We start from the raw sequence: 22599 nt of genomic DNA on the forward strand, positions 1-22599 counted from the left end.
GCATGAATTAATACATCTTATGAACCCTGTCTAATACATTCGGTGAGACGGTAATTCCTAAAAAATTCGCAGTTTTCAGGTTAATGGCTAATCGCAACGGTTCGGGAGGTACGATAACCCCCGGCGTAAATTGTTGACCCTCAAGAAATTGTTCCGCTAAACGTGCGGCTTGTTTTCCAACATCTTCGTAGTTGAAATGCACACTCAACAATGCGCCCTTCCTGACAAGATCGGCAGAAAACCCGATGACAGGAACATTGGCTTCAAGGGTTGTCCGTAAGAGAAAATCAAACGACTCAGGTGTCACGACCGTACTATCGGGAAGTAACCACAAGGCATCAATGTCATGTACAATGGCTCGAAGCGAGGCAGGCACGTCTTTTTCCGATGAAACGGCACGTGCAACCAATTCCATCCCGAGGATAGTGGCTTCGGATGTCGCATCCTTTACAATTCTCCCGGTTTTTTGAGCGTTGTATATCACACCCACCCGCTTCACCGATGGCAATACGTCTTGCAGTGACTGGATTTGGTCTTTGAAGGGAATCTCTAAGGCAATGCCCGCCATACGTGATTTGGTGAGATCGTATTTGGCCGGGTCCAAGACCATACAAAAAATACTCGGAATCGACGGCAGACCTTGCCGAACAACCAGGGCTGCCTTTAAACCCACGGCAACGATAAAGCTTGCGTGTAATGAACGAATTTTTTCAACGATCGGCTCGCCATGGCTTAAATCTCCATGAAGCGAGAGTCGTTCGACCTGCTGCAACGAGGGAGAAAAGTTTTTCAAGAAGGCTTTGGCGGTTTGATCGTAGGACGTAATATCCGAGGACTGCACGATCACAACCGATTTAGCAATGGCTGAAGGCGTGAGAAGGCCAAAGTGACAGCCAAGAAAAAGTACAATGACCATCAGGAAGTGGGAACAGCCTACTCTGGCCTTCCCAACGCCAAGAGTTATACGATCATGCTGGCGTGATCTAAAAGGTAGAAACGAAGAATTCCGGCCCTGGGTACGACTCCAAGGAAAGATCGATCGACTCGCTTGAGATAGAGGAAGCACAGCCAACACTCCATGACGATTTCGTGAACAGGGGTTTTGCGCTATCCATACTGCATCATCCCTCATCCTTATACATTTCATCGTCTATGAGTACGCACGTCCTGATCACTCATGTCAGTCTTCGTGACTCATCAGCGTCCTTGCTTCAACAGGGATCATCGCTCGAGAGCCTGTTCATTCAATTGCAGTATGATATGCATTCATGGCTCCATTCCTCATATCACCCCGCAACGCCTTCACCGAATGAGAGTATTATGACACCAAACCTGTCGTGCAAAATTGCGCTGTCAGTTGACGGATCGACCTGACTTCATCACTCTCCGTCACCACTCGCGTTCCCCACTGAGGTTGCCATCCGCAATTGATACATCGTATGTCGTTTTTTGTTGTCAGGTCAATCGCTTGAGCCGTAAGCAACCCTCGACATTTCGGACATCGTCTGGCAGCAGGAGAGTGAATGCCATGCATTTTCACATCAGCAGTCCACATCGTCTGAGCTTCAGTCACAGGGAGTGAACCTGGGATCGACCGCGTTCGACGCTTTCGAGATGTTTGCGTTTTCACATAAGACTTTTTTTTCATTTCCCGTTCTCCTTCTTCAGAAAACTAATAAGAGATTCAGGCACCCAAGCACCTACAATCGCATAAAAATCTGTACGTCAATGCGAAGGAAAAGCAAGGCTGATGCCGAAGCCGAACACATGAAAAATGGTCGAAAGAGAACGGTTCTTCAAGGGTTTTTAGGATCGTAGAGAAATGTGTTGCGACCCTTCCTATTCCAACGAATCTGAATAGATACACTTGTTATCCAAACAGATACACCTAAAGACCCTTGCCAAGAGCAAGAATCATGGTTTCAATGTCATGGAGGAGGCAAAAGGTCAGGGGGGCCAGAGCAACCCATAAAACTGGAGAAAAATGGAGAGAGGAACGTCTTACTTTGCACAGGAAACTCGAAAGAGTTTTCGATCTTCAAGCCGAAGGGCGGTCAAGGCACGGCCCCAGACACATCCGGTATCAAGCCCAATCAATTTCTCGTGAACATACAGTCCTAACGCTGACCAATGACCAAAGATGATGACCTCATGATTAATCGATCGTCCAGGGGCTTGAAACCAGGGAACCAACCCTTCGTCAGCTTGATCAGGCGAACCTTTAAACGAAAAATCCGGCACACCCTCCGCAGTACACATCCGTAACCGCGTCAACACATTCGTAGAAAAACTCAATCGATCATGATAGGACAGGTTTTTTGACCACACGAGGTGAGAGTGACGAAAATAGATGAACGGCAGTAACTCAGCAAAATTCTTACTCCGCAATGCAGATTCCACTTCGCGCGCCAACGTCACGGACTGCGTTGCCGTCCATTGAGGCAATAGACCGGCATGCAACATGAGATATCCGTTTTCCAAATGAATCATCGAACGAAAACGCAACCAGGTTAACAACTCGTCGCAATCCGGGGCAGAGAGAATCTCTCCAAAGGTATCCTTATGGTGTAACTTGGTGACACCAGCCCATATCGCAAGCAAATGCAAATCATGATTGCCGAGTACCGTCACAGCCGCCGGCCCTAATTCTTTGATATATCGAAGGACCGCCAGAGAATCCGGTCCACGATTCACCAGGTCGCCAACCAGCCAAAGCCGATCGCATGTTGCATCAAACTTTACTCGCTTCACCAGCTTGCGTAAGGCTTTAAAGCACCCTTGAATATCACCAATGACGTACGTAGCCATGACACTCCATTGAATCAACGTTTGCAATTATGATGATAACAACGTAGCGTGATATGAGCGAGGAAACAAGACCCCGAGGGTGAAATAGGAATTTCGCAATACACGATGTTCGACAACACCTTTGTCTTTCAACCATCGCCCTGGATCGAACAACGCTGGACACAACCCAGCAATCTTCCGCTCGAAGAAGTGTGGCTTACCAGTAGTTCCGATGTACGGCTGTTTAGTTGGTTTGTTGATGCAGGGCCACAGCAACCAGTGCTGCTATGGTGTCATGGCAATGCCGGAAACATCAGTCACCGTCTTGCCAATCTTGTCGAACTTCACCGACATGGTCTCTCTATCATGATTTTTGATTATCGAGGCTATGGAAAAAGTACAGGAACGCCTTCAGAGGCAGGCCTCTATCAAGATGCCCTGGCGGCCTATGACTTCCTGCGTCTACACAAGAAGGTCAATCCCAAACGCCTCGTCGTGTTCGGACGTTCGTTGGGTTCCGCTGTCGCCGGCGAAATCGTTCGTCAACGTCCGGCAGCCGGACTGATATTGGAGGGTGCCTTTCCTTCTATTCAAGCGATGGCCAATCATCACTATTTCGGGCTACCGGCTCACTGGTTTCTGGATTCACAGTTTCATCTACATGAAAAGCTTCCAGACATTTCCTTGCCACTCCTAGTCATACATGGAGAAGACGACGCCATCGTCCCGATCAAATTCGGCAGACAAGTGTACGAAGCCGCCAAACCGCCGAAACACTGGTACCCTGTTCGAGGAGCCGGTCATAACGACGTCCCATTCGTCGGTGGACGCACATATTTCCAGCATCTGATTACCTTCATTCAGAAGGTCGTCTCATGACCACTCACTTCTAACGGCTTGACGCATTTTAAGAAGACTCGCTACCATCTCAACATGCTGAACAACCTCCAAAAACCATGAAGGTCTGTCAAGCGCCACACCATATATTCCACAAAGCCCTACTCTGATGGAGACACGCGCATGAATCGCATTCTAGAGCCTGAGTTGATGGATGATCCCGAACAAGCACACATCTATGCCTCTGCAAATTTCGCTGAAGAAAATCAAGGTTTCGTCGACCGCTTTTTGCAAGCACATGGGCATGAGTTGGAAAACGCCCACGTCGTTGACCTCGGATGTGGCCCCGGGGATATCCCTATCCGTCTGGCACAGGCACACCCCACCCTTAGAGTGACGGGAATTGATGCCTCCCAGCCAATGATTGATATTGCTCAACGTATGGTTAATGAAGCGAATGTAAACGAGCGGATAGAACTTCGCTGCCAACGGGTTCAAGATGCCACATTTTCTACTCAAGTCGATGCGATTATTTCAAACAGTCTCGCGCATCATGTGCCCAATCCACTTCAATTCTGGTACGTCATTAAAACCATCGCAAAACCAGGAGCCCCCGTCTTGGTCATGGATTTGATTCGCCCTGAATCGACCGAGGATGCTCAAGCCCTGGTTGATCAATATGCTGCCAACGAACCTGAAAAATTACGACAAGACTTCTACAATTCACTCCTTGCAGCGTTTACCGAAGACGATGTCGCCGCTCATCTTGCTGAACTCAACTTGAGTCGTTTGCTCCTTGATGTTCCAGATGACCGGCATTGGATTGTCGAAGGCCGAGTGTTTTAGCGAAAACCCTTCGCTCACATCTTGACTCGGGCTGGTTCAAGCCTTAATGTAGGGGTCTTGGTTGGGGGATCGTCTAGGGGCAAGACATTAGATTTTGGTTCTAAGAACCCAGGTTCGATTCCTGGTCCCCCAGCCACTTCTTTGCCTTCGATCCAACGTCGCGTTCATACGTCTCATCTGAATTTTTCTTCCTGCACTTCACTTTCACGTCTCTCTCATCGATTTGACTCATTCTTGGGACTGACTCTCAGAATTTCTGGGAGAGTTCTGCTCACTCAAACGCCATCAACGAATCATCGGTTACTCAGTTGTACAAGCCCCTCTCGCCAGGTTTATGATAAGACAAACCAAAGACATGATATTTGCCCAATACATCACTTCTTACGAGAGAGTCATTCTATGTGAGAACACCAATCTAACTGGAACACACTGTCCTGAACGATTGACGAAAGAGCGAGAGTATCGTGTAATCCTCTTCACCACAGAAGGGTTTCAACATGAACACAATAGCAGCTCACGAGCCGACCAGGAATTCAAAGGTAGGACGCCGCTTTACCATCATTACGGTCATGTTTCTGAGCGTGCTCCTTGGCATGCTGGGCTATACCATCATCACGATCCACAACGAACAGTCAAATGCTCTGCTCATTGACATCGTAGGTCGCCAACGCATGCTCCTTCAAAAACACCTCAATGAAGTGCTTCTGACATCACAACACGCCACCGTTGACTATGCCTCAACAAGAGCCATAATTCGTTCCACGCTCGATGCGCTCATAGACGGGCAAGCCGTCGCTCAGAATCCTGTCACGAATCAACACCAAAAAGTCCCAGTCGTTCCAACCCACGAGGTCATGCTTAAATTACATGAACAACAAAATTACTTCGACAAAATCATAGAATCTGCCAACCAACTGCTCCTGCTATCTCCTGGCCATGCGGATTTCCGCCGACAACTTCAAAGGCTTCGGACTCAACACGAATCAGCAATCAGCATCGCAGACGATGCCGTAAAACTTTTAAATGTTCACTCCGAGTCTAACATGTGGACGATGGTAAAATGGGAATCCAGCATTGCCCTGTTAGTTGCTTTATTGGGAATATTTGTGATGTCACAAGGTATACGGTACGGCAAGAAGTTAGAAAATGAAATTACAGAGCGGAAACGGGCCGAAGGTGCCTTGCGAAAGAGTGAAATGTTCTTGAATTCGATCATTGAGTATATCCCGAATATGATCTTCGTCAAAAGTGCAAAAGACCTTCGATTCGTTCGCTTTAACCAATCTGGTGAAGTCCTCACTGGGCACAGTCAACAGGCAGTCATTGGCAAAAATGACTATGACCTTTTTTCAAAAGAGGAGGCTGATTTCTTTACACAGAAAGATCGAGAAGCATTGTTACATCAACGATTAATTGATATTCCAGAAGAATTTATTCATACCAAATCTCAGCAAGTCCGGCACCTGCATACAAAGAAAATCCCCTTGTTTGACCAACATGGCAACCCGGAATACGTACTAGGCATCTCAGAAGACATCACCGAACGGTTACGAGCAGAAGAGGCGCTACGACAAAGCGAGGAGCGGTATCGAACATTGTATGAAGATAATCCGTCCATGTATTTCACGGTTGATAAACAGGGCACAGTACTGTCGGTCAACGAGTTTGGCGCGCAACAACTCGGATATTCCGTTAACGAACTGGTGGATTGCTCACTCATCGAACTCTGTTTTCCCGATGACAGAGACTACCTTCAGCAACGATTTAAAGGCTGCGTAGAGAGTCCTCGAACGGTGTTTTCTTGGGAATTTCGTAAAGTGCGGAAAGATCACAGCGTCCTCTGGGTCAAAGAAGTTGCACGAGCCGTGTACAGTCAAGATGGGACTATCGTTGTGCTGATTGTGAGTGAAGATGTTACAGGCCGCCGAGAAACGGAAAAAGCTTTGCAAGAATGGAAAGATCTAACTGAAAGCATCCTCGGTCAACTCCCCAAAGGATTTGCGTATCGTTGCCTCAACAAGAAGACATGGCCGGTCATGTATATCAGCGATGGATTCGAAGACGTCACAGGACTACCAACGTCGGCTCTGTTGAGTGGAGATGTCACGTACGATTCATTAATGGCGCCAGGCGAAAACGAGCGAGTCTGGCCTATTGTCCAAGAAGCACTTGCTCATCACACGCCGTATGAGAATGAACATCAAATCATCACCAAAGACGGGACCACTAAGTGGATTCTTGCCCGCGGAAGATTTATTTTCGATGATTCAGGTCAACTGCTCTACCTCGATGGACTCAATGTCGATATTACCGAGCACAAACAAATCGAGAATCAGTTACGAGCGAGTGAAGCGCGTTTCAGATCCTTAGTTGAACACATTCCATTCTGCATTCACGAGATTGAGTTAAACGGAATAATTAGCTCCATGAATCAAGTTGGGCAGAAAATGATCGGCATCAACGACGAATCCCAAATCATTGGACGTTCCTATCTCTCCTTAGCAGATGAAGACGACCATGAACTCATGAGGAGGTACTTTACACAAGCGGCACAAGGTGAGCCTGTAGATTTCGAGTTCAAGGTAAAAACACATGGCAACATGAAAGTGTTTTCCAAAAGTTTTATCCCTCTTCGAGACAGCAATGACACCGTCGTGAAGATTGTTGGGATTTCAGAAGATATCACCGAACGTACATTTGCCGAAGAACGCTTTCGAGAAAGTGAAGCCAAACGAATCGAAGCTCTGAGCCAAAGCGATGCGCTGAAATCAGCCTTACTCTCATCAGTGTCTCATGAGTTGCGAACACCTCTCACTGCGATGAAAACAGCGGTATCCACGATTATTGGGAATACACCAAACGGGATGAACACCATCCAACAAGAGTTTCTCACAGGAGTCGATCATGAAATCAATTATATGAGTCGGTTGGTTGATAACTTGTTAGATATGTCACAGATTGAAGCTGGCACGCTGACACCTCATCAAGAATGGCATCTACTGGAAGAACTGATAGAAGGCGCGCTCCGTCACACGGAGTTGACAATACATCCTCGAAATATCGAGATCTCTATTCCCGATGATCTCCCTCCCGTGTTTGTCGATGCTGTAGAAATACAACAAGTTCTCATCAATTTACTGGATAATGCCATCAAATACTCATCGCCAAACTCACCGATTCATATTGCTAGTTGTGTTATGAATCAACATATTGAAGTCAAAGTCTCAAACACAGGAGAACCTCTTGGAGCACAGGAAGTCGAACAGATATTCGAACGCTTTTATCGATGTCCCACCGTGCGTGGGTTGCCCATCCGAGGCACCGGCTTGGGCTTGGCAATATGCAAAGGGATCATTGAGGCCCATGGGGGTAAAATTTTTGCAAAATCAACAGGAGCCGAAGTAACCATAACCTTTATCCTACCCCAAACCGAGTCTATTGCCACTTTCACGCTCGAAGGACGACACAAAGCGTAAAGGAAAATAATGAATCAAGGCGCCAGAATACTTGTGGTAGACGATGAGCCACAAATTCGTCGTTCGCTACAAGTCAATTTAGAGAACAAAGGCTACGCCGTCATGACCGCCGAGTCCGGAGAAGCAGCATTAGACGCAATTGCTAATCGACAGCCGGATGTCGTGATCGTCGACCTCATCCTCCCTGCGATAGACGGAATTGAACTGACCCGCCGGATTCGACTGCATTCTCCTGTGCCAATCATTGTTCTCTCAGCCATTGGAAATGAACAAAAAAAGGTTGAAGCGCTTGAAGCTGGGGCTGATGATTATGTCACGAAACCATTCGGCATGGATGAATTGATGGCAAGGATCAGATCCGCACTTCGCAGAACCGTTATGATCCCTGGAACCGAACCTGTCTTTAAAAGCGGAGCCCTCACAATCAACTTTGAGCGCCGTGAAGTTCAGTTAAATAATAGACCCGTCAAACTCACGCCGACAGAATACGACCTGCTCAAATATATGATTCAGTACACGGGCAAAGTTCTGACGCACAGAACACTCCTCACCGCAATCTGGGGAGATGCCTATGCCGACCAAGCCCAATACCTTCGAGTATTTATTGGACAGCTCAGGAAAAAAATTGAACACAACACGGCACGGCCACAATACATTTTGACTGATCCAGGCGTCGGGTATCGTTTCAATCACGATCCTCAAGAACCGCAACCATAAAGGCTTCCTCACCACACCAAGGTCTCACCGCTTTTCTATTCCCCTGAACGTTCACATTCTCCTTCTCAACCTGCGAATCGCTTACGGCCGCCGCCTGACAGGCGGTCCCACGTTATAAAGAGAAAACGAACATTCCCGTAGACCATGGCGCAGCCACTTCCTGAAATCTTTATGAAATCTTTATGAACTAGAGCCTTGTTAGGAATGGTACCTTTATGTCCAAAGCACGTACACTCAAATCCTGAAGATGGTTCATGGGGTTCAGCGCTCAAGACTCTTGTTTCATGGGAAAAAATGTTCCACGATTTTATCTATAGCCGTTTCCAATAACTTGCTATTGGTTCAAGTGTCGTACTGCGCTGGATTTGTGGGGTACCCCAGTATGGAAGTTCATGGAATCGGCTATCGCTCAGCGCAGTACAACGTTTCAATCAGTGGAAGTTATTGGAAACGGCTATAACCAAATGACCCTGTATTCAAGCGCTTCGATTCGGATGAGAGGAGGCAAATGATCGTATGAAAAAAATTCTCATTGTTGACGATTATGCAAGCAGCCGGGATATACTTCGCATTCGACTCGAAATGCGAGGATATTTCTGCCAGGAAGTCAAGAATGGGGCCGAGGCCCTGACAGCCATACAAAACAGGCACTACGACCTTGTCATCACCGATCATGAAATGCCTGTCATGACTGGGCTCAAGCTCCTCACATGTTTGGCGGAGATGCCTGAAGCGCAACAACCGCCTATTATTTTTATTACCGGTCAACTTAACCACGAAATACACCAGGCGGCCAGACACGCTGGAGCGAGCGCCGTCTTACTCAAACCCTTCGCAGACTATGAGCTCATGTTGGAGGTTAATAAAATCTTGTGCCCCCAGCTCATGAAGGAGCGCATGACGACGACAGACTGTGAGCTGAGCGGGAGCCCAAGCTAAAGGGTAAAACTCGCAACACCCATACGGTATCTCAACGGTGTTGAATACGTTGCTTCTTCATAATACGACGAGCTTCCGTTCGTTCAGCCCCAGAAAGCCACTCCTCCCAGATTAAAGAAGCACTACGTTTACTCGAAAGTCTTCGTGGTTCGGAGATTCCCCGGACGTGGATGGCAAAAACATGGCTACCATGTCTAATGCGAATCCAAATAATTGCCGCTCCATAATCCCAACTATAGCGAAACCATATAACTTCCAGCCGATTGAAACGGCCATAGGACTGACGCACGCCTGAAGAAATATTTCCCCTACAACTCGGCATCTGTCATATATCTGACCGTATAAAAATTGACATTGCCCTCTAACTATAATAGCGTTAGCCCAAATTTACGGTGCGTTGTCAATAACTTATGTATTGATACCCATGAATGTGCCGACTTACCCTCCCCCCTCTTTTGTCGCAGATTTCGACCAACGGCTATGCAAGCATGTCGAGGTCGAATAGTACATGGATGCACTACATACGCCTACTTTTCATATGAAGACTAATGGACACGAACAATTTCCTCATCTTGCGAAACCTCATACCCCACCACCTCATCATTTATAGGGGGTAAAGAGCCATATATTATAAGGAGCATTCATATGTTCAATTCATTCATACTCATAATGGGTCCACGATCAAAACACTATGCATCCAGGAACACATTTTTGATCAGCGCATGTATCATTCTTTCGCTTCAGGCTTGCGCCTATTTAGATGTGGTCGATAGTGAAGAAGAAAACCCACAATTCACATCTATTCAAGAGCAACGCCTCTACAAACTGGCAACCGACAAGGGAGATGTTAACGCACAAGTGCAGTTGGGAGAACTCTATGTGATTGGCCACGATGTTCCTCAAAACTACGAAAAAGCCAGTTATTGGTATCAACAAGCAGCAGACCAGGGGAATCTCACCGCGCAACTGCGTTTGGGAGAAATGTATATGATGGGTCATGGCGTGTCCCAAGATCATGACGAGGCCAGCCACTGGTACCGGCTCGCAGCCAGTCAAGGAGACGCGTTAGCTCAATTACGGCTTGGCCGAATGTATGATCAGAGCAATGGCGTCCCGCCAAATTATCAAGAGGCCAGCCACTGGTACCATATGGCCGCCAACCAAGGCGATGCGCAGGCTCAATTACGTCTGGGCGAAATGTTCGAACAAGGCCATGGGGTGCCGCTGGATTATCAAGAGGCCAGCCTGTGGTATCGCATGGCCGCCAACCAAGGCAATGCGCAGGCTCAATTACGTCTGGGCGAAATGTTCGAACAAGGCCGTGGAATCCCGCAAGATTACACGGAAGCCATGCATTGGTACCGGATGGCGGCTGATCGAAGAGAAACCCAGGCTCAGCTACGTCTGGGCGAAATGTTCGAACGAGGCCACGGAGTGCAGCAAGATAGCCAAGAAGCCAGCCTGTGGTATCGCATGGCCGCCGAACAAGGCGATTCCACTGCACAAATCAGGATGGCAAACATGTGTATGCTGGGACAAGGCGTGCCAGAAAATCACGAGGAAGGCGCCCGTTGGTACCGCGTAGCCGCAGAGCAGGGAAATGCCGTCGCACAATTTCAGCTTGGGAACATGTATGAAAATGGGAAGGGTGTCGAACAAGATTTTCTCGAAGCGAGCCGTTGGTATAGTCTGGCAGCTACACAGGACAATCCCCTTGCGCAACTCCACTTAGGGCTTATGCATGAGGGAGGGAAAGGCGTCCCACAGGATTATCAGAAAGCCATGGAGTGGTACACTCATGCAGCAAACCAAGGACAAACGGAAGCACAGTTCAAGCTTGGGAATCTCTATGCCTTACGAGAAGATTATATCCACGCGCATATGTGGCTCAATCTTTGCGCTGCCAACGGACATCAAGAAGCACAATCCCGACTGGCCGGGCTCACCTCGAACATGACGTATGAGCAAATTTCGCAAGCACAGAAACTGGCACGAAATTGGAGAGGCAAGAACAACCCAAAGACACGTTCTCAGGAAGATACTGTAGTCGACGTATCATAGCCTTTTGCAAGAAGGGGATGCTTCTCAGCTCAGGCGCTAACGTACGGCCAGCAGTGACGGCGGACACACCAACCTCGTTCATGGGTTTCATACTGAACGATGTTTAATGATGTTCGGATAGCGGGAATGAAATGACAACACCACCCATCACATCGTTGAGTTTATAGTTTTTCTTAGGGCTAAGCGGGTGAGCATTATGACAATTCACACAAGAAGACGACACTGCCATATCGGGATAGATTGCCGTAAAGTACCGATGCCCATCTTTTTCGATAACACCCGTAAACGGCTTACTCGGATCTCCCTCAACCGCCTCCAAGCCTGTACGTTCAAACCACGTAGCCGGTCGATTTTTTTCGTAGATAGGCCATAAACTCATCAAACGATACTCAAGACCCGTTCCCTTGCTTTTTGCAAGCAGACCGGACAATGCCAGCATTTGAGCTGGCAATGGAAGCGCCGCTTCTTTTTCCCAAGCCTCCTCAGCCCGCACAACATCATGCTCTTGCATACGCTCGACAGCATGAGTCGTGTATATCGTTCGATCCGCCTCAAGAACGGTATGAATAAACTCGGCAACTCGTTCAGCTCCCACCACGTCTTTCTCGCGTGCGTCGGAAGGCGCTTGCGAGTATCCCATGGACTCAATATTTAACATCAGAGCTACCACACTTCCCACTACAACGTAGAGTTGCTTCATACGTGGTTCCTCCATCTCTACACAAATCGTATTAAGAAAAAATGAAAACACGTCTGGATGAAAAAAATCCTGACGTGACAATAAAACCGTAATGATCTTTATAGGGTAGTTTTGATACGAAGTGCAACGTTCGAGACAACTCGACACAACCGAAGCCTCCTTGATACATCACACGTCCCACACATGCTGATGATTCATGAAAAGATTCCGTTACGTTGTCATACCTGCACATCGCGTCAAGAAGTCATACCCACACAACGTACATATATCCTTAGATGAAGAGACCGAACAATTATGACAGCCCCACACCTTCTCGACGCAGTAACAATTGCAAACGCTGAATGACTGGAAACACTTCCTGATTCCAATCAGCTCCCTGACGATCAAACGCGTGCTGTTCCTCTTCAACTATCCACCGATCTTGGGCAAAGATTCCATTCGTAAACCATACAATAAACGGCCACAAAAGATGAATAAGCCCTGGGATCGAAGGCTTTCGGATCATCATCAAACCAAAGGTGTGATTCTCACGTTGCTCACGATCGATCGGCACATAGATATTCCATAAATTTACGGCAGGCTCCACACTTCCAGCTGTCCAAAATTTGAGTGTTTGATACGGATACTCCGTACAAATGGTCATGAGATCCTGCTTCGGACCATTAGCCGATGAAATCGAGCTGCCGAGAATGAGTTTTTCTCCGAGTGGTTGCGTACCCTTAACTCGCGAAAACGTATAATCAACTTCCACAGCATGTGCACGTTCCCGAAGTTCCAAAAAAACCGTTCGGATTCCACCCATCAGACGACGATGCAAAAATTGATGGTTCATATCCATGAGATTCTCATGCATAAATGAGTAATGACAGTTCACCTTTCGGTCAAGGTATCGCGTCTTATAGTGTGGATTGCCTGCGAACGACACATCTGGAAACACAACAGTCGATAGGTTCTCCACAGCTCCTGGAAAAACAAAGATGAGCCCATAGGCTTCACGACAGGGGTAACTCCTCACGCCATTGGGACGTGGCTGATCCGGCTTCAAATACGGAACACCAATACACGTTCCCTGTTGATCGTAGGTCCAACAATGATAGCCACATTGAAGATGTTCGCCGTGTACGACTCCGCAATGGAGCGGAACTTGTCGATGCGCACATCGATCTTCCAGTGCATAGATTGCTCCACTTTCGGTCCGAACTAAGACAATGGGATCGCCAGCAAAAGACACCCCGAGGGTCTTGCCCTTCTTCAAATCTCTTGTACGCGCAAGCGGATACCAATAATCCGGGTGACTCCCGGTTTTTCTCAAATCCGAGGTGGGACTCGTCTGGCTAAGGTGAGACCGGTGACGTTCCAGGGAGAGTGGAACAACAAGATCATTGTTGACCTCTTCGGGTGCATGAGATGACTGGACCATGAAGCCCTCCAATAGGATGGAAAGATGTGAGAGGAAAGATGCGAAAATCGTACAGGATAGACTTACGAGGGGACCTCATATATAGCAGAAATACGCCAGAAGGGATAGGGGAATTGAACCAAGGACACCCCTCTGAATGAAGCTTTACTCAGCCGGAACAACCCATACCCCCTCTTTCTTTTCACCGAATTTTGCTACACTCACTTTCAGAACTTCACTATGCCCTCACATTTCATCACCGCCTCAATGCTCTATAACCTTGTCAGTTGTGAGCATCGATTATATCTCGATACATTTGGAGATACGTCCTTACGCGACGAGCCAAACGCCTTCATTCAGCTCTTGTGGGAAAAAGGAACCCTGTTTGAGCAGGAGGTCATCCAGAAGCTCGAAACTCCGTTTCTCGATCTTTCACGCTATCGAGGAGATGAGAAGGAACAGCGGACCCGAGACGCAATAAAAGAACGTGTTCCACTCATTTATAGCGGCCGATTGTCCGTAGATGATTTGTTGGGTGAACCCGACCTCCTCCGGCGAGAAGGCACTGGATATGTGGCTGGCGATATCAAATCTGGCTCAGGAGAAGAAGGCGATGAGGACCAAGGCAAACTCAAGAAAACCTATGCCGTCCAGTTGGGGTTGTATACGGATATTCTCGAACGGTTACAATTTTCAGCTGGCCGCTGGTCGTTTATTTGGGATATACATGGCAAAGAAATACGCTATGATTTTTCGCAACCGCAAGGCACACGTACGCCACAAACCTGGTGGGAACTCTATAACGCGTTTCGACAACGCGCTCATGACATTCTTGAACAAACCCATACGACGCAAGCAGCGTACAGTAGCGGAATTTGTAAACTCTGTCATTGGTACCGCCCCTGCTTACTCAATCTTCAACAGCAGCAAGACCTCACCCTCTTGCCTGAATTAGGTCGCTCCAAACGTGACGCGCTGCGCACTCATTTTTCAACGATTCAAGGGTTTGCGACATCGACTCTCGACACGCTGATCCACGGCAAAAAAACGGATATTCCCGGCATTGGTATCGGGACGCTGCAGAAACTCCATGCCCGCGCCCAACTCGTCTCTGCAGGGGCAAAAGCACGTCCCTACCTTCGGAAAGTTGTTGATTTGCCACCTCATGCATCAGAGGTGTTCTTTGATATTGAAGTCGACCCTCTTCGCGACCACACCTATCTGCACGGATTTATTGAACGTCACAATCAAGATAACTCCACCGAACAGTATGTGGCATTCTTTGCCGAGAAACCCACTCAGGAATCAGAACATACCGCGTTTGCTCAAGCCATTGAATACCTTCAGCAACATGCACATTCCAAAGTGTACTACTACTCAAAATATGAACGGACGATGTACCGGAAACTTCAAACGAAATATCCTGAGGTCTGTTCAGCCGAAGACATTGAAACACTCTTTTCGCAAGAACGGGCTATCGACCTCTACTTTGATGTCGTACTCAAAGCCACCGAATGGCCGACGAGGGATTACTCGATTAAATCGCTTGCTAAATATTTAGGGTTTCTGTGGCGGGACACCCATCCCTCCGGTGCCGCCTCGATCGAATGGTTTCACCGTTTGGTTGAAAGTAACGATCAGGTTATCCGACAACGGATTCTCGACTATAACGAAGACGATTGCATTGCCACGAGAGTCCTGCTTGATGGGATTCGACAACTTCCTCTACACCCCTCGATTACGTAATTTTCACCTGTGGTTTTGGCTAACAGATATCCGAAGCACGGGCCCTAGAACGATATGATACACTTCTGTCTATGAAACGATGGGCATCTGGATCTCTGATTTTCATTAGCCTCGCGATTACGGTCTTGGTTCTCAACGCCTGGCTGTTGAGCCCTGACCCTGTCGACGTCACAGTTGTCCGTGTCGAGACAGGGCTCGTCGAGGAAACCATCACGAACTCTCGTGCAGGAACTGTCAAGGCCCGGCAACGCGCACACCTTTCCTCGGAAATTGGGGGACGTGTGGTCTCCGTTCCACATGATAAGGGAGATCGCGTACAAAAAGGCGATCTCCTGCTGCGACTTAATGATGCGGCTGAGGCATCAAACCTTGAGATGGCTCAACGTGAACTAGTCGTCAGTCAAGCCAATCGTACACGATCGTGCCTCGAAGCTAGTCGTGCCCAACGCGAGCATGCACGGTTTCAAGATCTCTCAAAAAAAGAATTGGTTTCGACAGATGAGCTCGACAAAGTGTACAGCACCGCTCAAACCAGTGCCGTTGCCTGCCAAGCTGCAGATGCCAGCGTGGAGAGGGCACGGACACGCATTAAAGAAGCCCAAGCTCAACTTCAGAAAATGGTCCTCTATGCGCCATTTTCGGGCATTCTCGCCGACGTCAAAGTTGAAGTTGGAGAATGGACTACCCCTGCGCCACCTGGGGTCCCCATTCCCGCCGTACTCGATCTCATCGATCCAACATCGATTTATATTAGCGCTCCCATGGATGAAGTCGATTCATCAAAAATTCACCCAGGGCTTTTGGCACGAATTACCCTGGACTCTTACCCCAAGCAATCGTTTATGGGCCAGGTCGTACGAGTCGCCCCGTATGTGGAAAATATTGAAGAGCAAAACCGCACCGTGGAGATCGATGTGGAACTTGACGACCGCGGGTTTGCCACCACCCTCCTACCCGGCACCTCGGCTGATGTCGAAATTATTCTTTCTCAAAGAGCACATGTACTGAGAATTCCGAGAACGGCAGTACTCGAAGGTGAGAAGGTTTGGACTGTGGCACAAGACAAAATCGCGGAACGGACGATACAGATGGGTCTGAAGAATTGGGATTACGTGGAAATTCAGAAAGGACTTTCAGAAGGGGAGGCGGTGATTACATCGTTGGATCAAGCCGATCTCCACGTTGGTCTCCCTGCACGAATTGCGGAAAACAGTCATAGACAGTAAGGGAAGTTCATAATCGATTGCTTTATGACAGGTGTGCTCAAACACGATCGGTCTCAGTCCTCAAGCACGCGACATAACTCTAACTATGCCAAGGGAACGGTTTATTGAACATGTTATGACAGGTGTGCTCAAACACGATCGGCCTCAGTCCTCAAGCACGCGACATAACTCTAACTATGTCAAGGGAACTGTTTATTGAACATGTTATGACAGGTGTTCTTGTGCACGATAGGTCTCAGTCCTCAAGGGTATGACATGACTCATACATGGCAGGGGAATTTATAATCGATTGCTCTATGACAGGTGCACAAGTGATTAATCTCAAGAACGTTTCGAAGATTTATCAAGTTGGCGATCAACCGGTTTATGCGCTTGCCAGTATCACGGAACACATTAAGCCTGGAGAGTACGTGGCCATTATGGGACCGTCCGGTTCCGGAAAGTCGACTCTACTCAATTTACTGGGGTGCCTTCTCCGTCCAACGGAAGGTTCGTATCAACTCAACGGGAAAGAGATCAACATGCTCAACGACGTTGAATTATCCAAATTACGCCAATCGTTCATTGGATTTATTTTTCAATCATTTCATCTCATTCCACGATTAACTGCGGCTGGGAACGTTGAACTCCCGATGATCTTTGCCGGCATCACGCCTCAGGTTCGTCAACAGCGGGTGACACAGGCTCTTGAGGCGGTTGGACTGACCGCCCGATCTCACCATCGTCCCGATCAGTTGTCTGTCGGACAACGCCAGCGTGTGGTGATTGCACGTGCCATCGTGATGAACCCTCGACTCATTTTGGCCGATGAGCCCACCGGAAATCTGGATAGCGAATCAGGGAAACAGATACTCGGGCTTCTCAATCAGCTCTACGCTCTCGGACATACGCTTGTCGTTGTCACACACGACATCAATGTGGCTCACCACGCAGAACGCATCCTCGTGATCAGTGATGGCCACATTGTACAACGCACCAGTTCCAGCAATCTCAAACGTGAAACGCCATGAACTGAACGATCTTCTCTCTAACCTGGATGATCCATGGCCCTTAGAGACTTTGTCAGGTTCGCCTTTACCGCACTCAAAGGTCAGCCCATTCGTGTCAGCTTGTGTGTAACCGGCATTGCCATTGGAATCATGGCCATTGTCGTCTTGACTGCGTTAGGGGAAGGTGCGCGACGTTATGTCGTGAACCAGTTCATGTCGATCGGAAGCAATTTACTTCTTGTGGTACCAGGAAAAACCGAGACCACAGGCGCCATTCCCGGGTTTGCCGGGGCCCCACATGACCTGACCATTATGGACAGCGAGGTTATTCGCCAAAGCATTCGCTCAATTCAATTACTCGCCCCTATCTCGATGGGTACGGAAACGGTTCGCTACGGGGAACGACGACGGCAAGTTCCCATAGTTGGAACCACGACTGATTTTCTTGAGGCACGCCATCTTCGTATGGCGCTGGGGCAATTTCTTCCAACAGGCGATCCTCAGCGAGGCGCCCCTCTTGTGGTCTTAGGACACCGCGTCGCACAAGAGCTGTTCCCCGACACATCGCCATTGGGGCAATTGATTCGCGTAGGAGACTGGCGCATGCGAGTGATCGGGACCCTTGCACCTCGCGGCACTCAACTGAGTATGGATATGGACGACCTGGTCCTCGTCCCAGTCGCGACAGGCATGCAGCTTCTCAACCGTCACTCCTTATATCGAATCCTTCTTCGAGTGCGAAACGTCTCAGACCTGGAAACGACATGCGACCACATCGTTGCACTCCTGACTGAACGTCATGGAGAAGATGACACTACCTGCATTACGCAAGGGTCGGTCGTCAGCACCTTTTCATCTATTCTCAATGCTCTGACATTTAGCTTGGCGGCTATCGGATTGATTTCCCTGACCGTTGCCGGGATTGGCGTCATGAATGTCATGCTGGTAGCCGTCTCTGACCGTACCGAAGAAATTGGACTCTTGAAAGCGTTAGGGGCAAGGAGCCGGCAAATCTTATTGATATTTCTGATTGAAGCGATCATCCTTTCTTTGGCCGGAGGTGTGATTGGGCTCACCTTAGGATGGACCATTATACAAGGGTTGGTCACGCTCTACCCGGCTATTCCGGCATCGACTCCACTTTGGGCATCTGTTTCTGCTGTCCTGGTCTCACTGATCGTTGGTGTGGCATTTGGGTTACTTCCTGCACGCCGTGCTGGACGTCTTGACCCCATCCACGCCCTGGAACGGCACACATCATGAGATTTCAAGACCTCTTACGCCTTTCAATTGGCGCCATCACCACACGCCCAACCCGTACAGCCTTATCCTTGCTTGGAATCGCAATTGGCGTCATGACGGTTATTTTACTCACCTCAATTGGTGAGGGGACACGCCGCTATGTGCTTTCGCAATTTACCCAGTTCGGCACAAACCTCCTGACCATTACCCGAGGCAAAACGCAAACGGTTGGCATTCCTGGCGTCCTCGGTGGCACGACGCACAAGTTAACCATCCAGGACGCTCAAGCCATCCAACAGCTTGATGGAATCATTCGGGTCGTTCCATTATCAGTCGGCAATGCCAGAGTAGAGACCGAGGGCAAAGGCCGGAGTGTTTCCGTATTTGGCGTGACAGCGGATATGCCTGAACATTGGAAATTCACCGTGCGCTCTGGCCGATTCCTTCCACCGGGAGATCCATTTCGCCGACAATCCGTCGCCGTCCTGGGACCAAAGCTCAAAACCGAACTCTTTGGCGACGCCTCACCATTGGGGAGTTTTGTGCGCATTGCGGGGTACCGCTTTCGAATCATCGGCGTCATGGCTCCGAAGGGTAACCTTCTGGGGTTCGACATTGATGATGCGATCTATGTGCCGGTCGCCTCGGCCATGACAATATTTAACATGGACGAACTCATGGAGATACAGGTGGCATTTGGCTTCGGCCGTCAATTAGAGACCATTATTCAACAGATTCGAGTGCGGCTAATCGATCGCCATCGAGGAGAGGAAGATTTCACAATCGTGACCCAAGCAGCCATGCTTGAGACGATGGACAACGTCATGAATGTCATTACGGTTGCCGTCGCCATCATCGCCGGAATTTCAATGATTGTGGGGGCAATCGGCATCATGACCGTCATGTGGATGGTCGTACGCGAACGAACGGCCGAAATCGGCCTCTTGAAGGCCACTGGGGCGACCTCAGGACAAATTTATCGACTGTTCCTCTGTGAATCGATGATCCTCGCTACGATTGGAGGCGTAGTGGGGTTAGTAGTAGGGTTGAGTATTGTCCAAATCCTCCCGACGTTCATTCCAGATATTCCAGTGTATCCCCACATTCACTACGTACTTGCAGCACTACTTGTGAGTACCATGGCCGGCATCTGCTCAGGATTCATCCCAGCTCGACATGCCGCATCCATTGATCCGGTTCTCGCCCTTCATACGCCATAACCTCCTCTGCCAACAACCATTACCTATCAAAAATGTGATTCCCATCCAACGGACTTCATTTTCCCCCTGTCATTAAGATGATGGAGAAAAAGAGTGACTGATCATATCAAGGCTGGTATGATTCTAAGATTGCCTATACGTGCAACACCGAAAATATTGGTCACGACATAAGATATAGACGATTCATTGAACTTCCGTGCCCTTGAAGCATGTGGTACTGCCTTGAAAGTCTTTACTTGGACATCTGTAATAGAGATATGCGTAGCCAGAACGATCACAACAACGATTACCCATCAAGTGTAACCAGGTCACTCAACGACCGTGTCCAAGCATACTGATGTATATTTGGATTCGCTATATGATGGAAGGAACTATTCCATGACAAAGCGTATTCGCCTAGCCCGCATTCTTATTGTTGAACAGGAACCAGCCCAACGAACGGCACTCATCGCCCAATTAAAGGATGAAGGATATGACGTCATCGGAGTAGGAACGGCTCAAGAAGCGATTGAACAAGCCAGACAAGAAAATTTTGGCGTGGCCATCATTGAACTCCGCCTACCCGACCGTAGCGGCGTTCAGCTTCTTGAAGAACTTAAGACAGCGGCAGTAGGCATTCGCGTGATCATCTATACCGAGCACAGTTCATTGGACTCGGCGAAAGATGCCGTTAATCTCGGAGCGTTTGCTTATATTGAAAAAGGCCAACGTCCGGGAGAACTCCTGCGTCAGGTCGACCGTGCCATGCGCAGTCAACTCGACCAATACGCAAGAGAACTGGAAGAATCGGTTGCCGAACGTACGGCCACGCTCCAAGAACGGGAAGAGCGTTTCCGGCAACTCGCAGAACACATCCATGAGGTATTTTGGTTGTCATCTGCCGACAAAACCCAAGTATTTTACGTCAGTCCGGCCTATGAGACCATTTGGGGAAGAACCTGCGCCAGTCTCTGCGAGGATCCGGCTAGCTTCCTTGCAGCCATTCATCCTGAGGATCGAGAACGTGTCCAACTGGCCATTCCAACGCAAATTCAAGGGACATACCATGAATGCTACCGTGTGGTTCGACCGGACGGATCGATACGATGGATCGAATCTCGTGCATTTCCCATCAAAAATGAAGAAGGTGAAATCTATCGGATTGCCGGCATAGAAGAAGACGTCACAGACCGAAAACGAGTTGAAGAAGCGCTTCAAAAAACAGAGCGAACATACCGCCAATCAAGCAAAATGGAAGCCATAGGCACACTTGCCGGAGGCATTGCGCACGATTTCAACAATATCCTGACAGCGATACTTGGCTATACCGAATTAGCAATTGCCACGGTACCCAAAGAAAGCCGAACCAATCGAAACCTTCAAGAGGTATTGACGGCTGGACACCGGGCCAAACATCTCGTCCAACAAATTCTCACGTTTAGCCGGCAAAACGGACAGGAACGGAAATCCATCGACATTCACCAAGTCGTTCAGGAGGCCCTCAAGCTACTTCGCGCCACAATCCCTTCGACCGTTGAAATTCGGCAAAATATCTATTCGCAATCCACGGTCTTGGCCGATGCCACACAAATCCACCAGGTTATCGTTAACCTATGCACCAATGCGGAATATGCCATGCGGGAATGTGGCGGACTCTTAGACCTCACCCTGGAAGATATAGAAATTCACAATACCCCGTCATCCGACCATCTTGACCTCAAGCCGGGCCCATACGTCCGATTAACTGTAAAAGACAGTGGACCGGGCATGTCGCCTGAAGTCGTGGAGAGAATGTTCGATCCTTTTTTCACGACCAAGCCGACAGGAGAAGGATCTGGGATGGGGTTAGCTGTGGTTCATGGCATCATCACGACACATGGTGGAACCATCTTGGTTGAAAGCGCACCAGGAATTGGCACAAAGATCGAAGTGTATATTCCGACAATTCAAACGGCCATATGGGATGTCTTTTCTACCAAAGCCTCCATCCCGAATGGAAAAGAAAGTATTCTCTTTGTCGACGATGAAGAAACCATCGTCCGGCTTGGGCAGGAACTCCTCACGCACCTGGGATACTCGGTTACGATTCGGACGAGTAGCGTGGAGGCCTTAGATTTATTTCGCAGCGACCCCCATCGATTCGATTTAGTGATCACGGACCAGACCATGCCTACCATGCCTGGAGATGCATTGGCACGCGAACTGCTTCGCATCAGGCCAGAACTACCGATTATCCTCTGCACGGGATTTAGTCATGTGGTCTCAGCGGAAAAAGCCAAGTCAATGGGCATTCGTGGATATTTAATGAAACCGCTTGCTATCCGGGACTTGGCCCCCATCGTACGGCATGTCCTAGACGAACAACCGTACTACTCCCACCACAAAGAAAAAGCCCCTTCAGCTTGAGAGAAAGGATACAAGTCCGCAACGAGGAA

At 48.7% G+C, this 22599-nt stretch carries 17 protein-coding genes and 1 tRNA gene; 13 read left to right on the forward strand and 5 right to left on the reverse strand.

The genetic code is table 11. From position 1 onward, the window contains the following. Positions 1-7: 7 nt before the first annotated feature. From ACWHX8_RS18940 to ACWHX8_RS18950, 3 genes are all read right to left on the reverse strand, one after another. Positions 8-916, reverse strand: a complete 909-nt coding sequence (locus ACWHX8_RS18940; RefSeq protein WP_447969698.1) for an ABC transporter substrate-binding protein — start codon at positions 914-916, stop codon at positions 8-10. Between the two features lie 402 nt (positions 917-1318). Continuing rightward, on the reverse strand, positions 1319-1648 hold the full coding sequence (locus ACWHX8_RS18945) for a hypothetical protein (RefSeq protein ID WP_447969699.1): 330 nt from the start codon (positions 1646-1648) through the stop codon (positions 1319-1321). 353 nt (positions 1649-2001) lie between these two features. Next, a complete protein-coding gene (locus ACWHX8_RS18950) occupies positions 2002-2808 on the reverse strand; it encodes a symmetrical bis(5'-nucleosyl)-tetraphosphatase (RefSeq protein ID WP_447969700.1) in 807 nt (268 codons plus the stop codon). Positions 2809-2913: 105 nt separating this feature from the next. Between ACWHX8_RS18950 and ACWHX8_RS18955 the strand changes: the two genes are divergently transcribed. From ACWHX8_RS18955 to ACWHX8_RS18985, 7 genes are all read left to right on the forward strand, one after another. Then, on the forward strand, positions 2914-3666 hold the full coding sequence (locus ACWHX8_RS18955; RefSeq protein ID WP_447969701.1) for an alpha/beta hydrolase: 753 nt from the start codon (positions 2914-2916) through the stop codon (positions 3664-3666). A gap of 141 nt (positions 3667-3807) precedes the next feature. Continuing rightward, complete coding sequence (locus ACWHX8_RS18960) at positions 3808-4470, forward strand: class I SAM-dependent methyltransferase (RefSeq protein ID WP_447969702.1); 663 nt, start codon at positions 3808-3810, stop codon at positions 4468-4470. 62 nt (positions 4471-4532) lie between these two features. After that, positions 4533-4606 (forward strand) — tRNA-Gln (locus ACWHX8_RS18965). 361 nt (positions 4607-4967) lie between these two features. Further along, positions 4968-7946 carry a PAS domain-containing sensor histidine kinase gene (locus ACWHX8_RS18970; RefSeq protein ID WP_447969703.1) on the forward strand — a complete coding sequence of 993 codons (2979 nt, stop codon included), beginning with the start codon at positions 4968-4970 and terminating at the stop codon, positions 7944-7946. Positions 7947-7955: 9 nt separating this feature from the next. Next, a complete protein-coding gene (locus ACWHX8_RS18975) occupies positions 7956-8663 on the forward strand; it encodes a response regulator transcription factor (protein ID WP_447969704.1) in 708 nt (235 codons plus the stop codon). A gap of 516 nt (positions 8664-9179) precedes the next feature. Further along, a complete protein-coding gene (locus ACWHX8_RS18980; RefSeq protein WP_447969705.1) occupies positions 9180-9602 on the forward strand; it encodes a response regulator in 423 nt (140 codons plus the stop codon). Positions 9603-10247: 645 nt separating this feature from the next. Continuing rightward, positions 10248-11663, forward strand: coding sequence for an SEL1-like repeat protein (locus ACWHX8_RS18985; RefSeq protein WP_447969706.1), 1416 nt, complete (start codon positions 10248-10250; stop codon positions 11661-11663). Positions 11664-11766: 103 nt separating this feature from the next. On the opposite strand, the gene ACWHX8_RS18990 is transcribed toward ACWHX8_RS18985, so the two are convergent. Both ACWHX8_RS18990 and ACWHX8_RS18995 read right to left on the reverse strand, forming a co-directional pair. Beyond that, on the reverse strand, positions 11767-12363 hold the full coding sequence (locus ACWHX8_RS18990) for a Tll0287-like domain-containing protein (protein WP_447969707.1): 597 nt from the start codon (positions 12361-12363) through the stop codon (positions 11767-11769). A 292-nt stretch (positions 12364-12655) separates the two neighbouring features. Next, entirely contained in the window at positions 12656-13783 is a 1128-nt protein-coding gene (locus ACWHX8_RS18995; protein WP_447969708.1) for a Rieske 2Fe-2S domain-containing protein, read from the reverse strand. 219 nt (positions 13784-14002) lie between these two features. On the opposite strand from ACWHX8_RS18995, the gene ACWHX8_RS19000 reads away from it, so the two are divergent. From ACWHX8_RS19000 to ACWHX8_RS19025, 6 genes are all read left to right on the forward strand, one after another. Then, the gene (locus ACWHX8_RS19000) at positions 14003-15508 is read left to right on the forward strand and encodes a TM0106 family RecB-like putative nuclease (protein WP_447969709.1); all 1506 of its coding nucleotides are present in this window, start codon (positions 14003-14005) and stop codon (positions 15506-15508) included. Positions 15509-15579: 71 nt separating this feature from the next. Then, entirely contained in the window at positions 15580-16734 is a 1155-nt protein-coding gene (locus ACWHX8_RS19005; RefSeq protein WP_447969710.1) for an efflux RND transporter periplasmic adaptor subunit, read from the forward strand. A 296-nt stretch (positions 16735-17030) separates the two neighbouring features. Then, a complete protein-coding gene (locus ACWHX8_RS19010; protein WP_447969711.1) occupies positions 17031-17744 on the forward strand; it encodes an ABC transporter ATP-binding protein in 714 nt (237 codons plus the stop codon). A gap of 33 nt (positions 17745-17777) precedes the next feature. Then, complete coding sequence (locus ACWHX8_RS19015; protein WP_447969712.1) at positions 17778-18986, forward strand: ABC transporter permease; 1209 nt, start codon at positions 17778-17780, stop codon at positions 18984-18986. Then, positions 18983-20185 (forward strand): ABC transporter permease, encoded by a 1203-nt coding sequence (locus tag ACWHX8_RS19020; protein WP_447969713.1) that lies wholly within the window; start codon positions 18983-18985, stop codon positions 20183-20185. The genes ACWHX8_RS19015 and ACWHX8_RS19020 overlap by 4 nt, the downstream gene beginning before the upstream one ends. Positions 20186-20563: 378 nt before the next feature. Next, positions 20564-22570 carry a response regulator gene (locus ACWHX8_RS19025; protein ID WP_447969714.1) on the forward strand — a complete coding sequence of 669 codons (2007 nt, stop codon included), beginning with the start codon at positions 20564-20566 and terminating at the stop codon, positions 22568-22570. Positions 22571-22599 lie beyond the last annotated feature (29 nt).

The sequence above is a fragment of the Nitrospira sp. M1 genome, from assembly GCF_965152605.1.